1 protein-coding gene and 1 pseudogene are annotated in these 898 nt (G+C 63.5%); both read left to right on the forward strand.

Annotated elements, in window-relative coordinates; translation table 11 throughout:
- Nucleotides 1-562, forward strand: a pseudogene (locus tag A3730_RS02120) (beta-ketoacyl-ACP synthase II); the annotation flags it as partial.
- Nucleotides 562-898: aminotransferase class IV (locus tag A3730_RS02125; RefSeq protein WP_197477228.1), on the forward strand; the 337-nt coding region annotated here is incomplete at its 3' end. The pseudogene A3730_RS02120 and the gene A3730_RS02125, both read left to right, overlap by 1 nt.

The following is an 898-nucleotide window of genomic DNA, read 5'->3' on the forward strand; positions in this document are numbered from 1 at the left end:
TCGGGATGGCTTCGTGCTGGCCGATGGTGCCGGCGCGGTGGTGCTGGAAGAGTACGAGCACGCCAAGGCCCGTGGCGCCACGATTTATGCGGAGCTGGCAGGGTTTGGCATGAGTGATGATGCCTACCATATCACCTCCCCGGCGGAAGGTGGCGACGGCGCCATGCGGGCCATGCGCAATGCGCTTCGCAATGCCGGTGTCGAGCCGACCCAGGTGGATTACATCAATGCCCACGGCACCTCCACGCAAATGGGGGATGTGGCGGAAGCCATGGCAGTGAAAACTCTGTTTGGCGACCATGCCCATAATCTGGCGGTCAGCTCCACCAAATCCATGATCGGGCACCTGCTGGGTGCGGCGGGTGCAGTGGAGGCGATTTTCTCCATTCTGGCCATACGCGACTCAGTGGCACCGCCCACCATCAATCTGGATAACCCGGACGAAGGCTGCGATCTGAACTTCGTGGCGAACCAGGCGCAGGAACGTACCATCAACTACGCGCTGTCCAACTCGTTCGGTTTCGGTGGCACCAACGGCACCTTGCTGTTCAAGAAGGTGTAATGCCACTGAATCCCCGTGACCGCGGTTTCGCCTACGGAGACGGTGTGTTCGAAACCGTGCGCGTGGCCGCCTCCGGTGAACAGCCCTTGTGGCCGCGGCATCGTGCCCGCCTGGTTGGTGGGCTGCGAGCACTGGGCATTGCGCTGCCCGATGAATCCCGACTGGACGCTGCCCTTAACGAGGGCGTTGCTGCGCTTGCCGGTGAGGCCGGGGTGGTAAAACTCACGGTCACCCGCGGTGTCGGCGGTCGGGGATATTTGCCCCCGGTACCCGCTCAGCCCACGGTTGTGTGGCAGAGCGGCGGCTTGCCCGTCTGGCCTGAACGCCATCGCCGCG

It is taken from the genome of Alcanivorax sp. HI0044 (assembly GCF_001634945.1).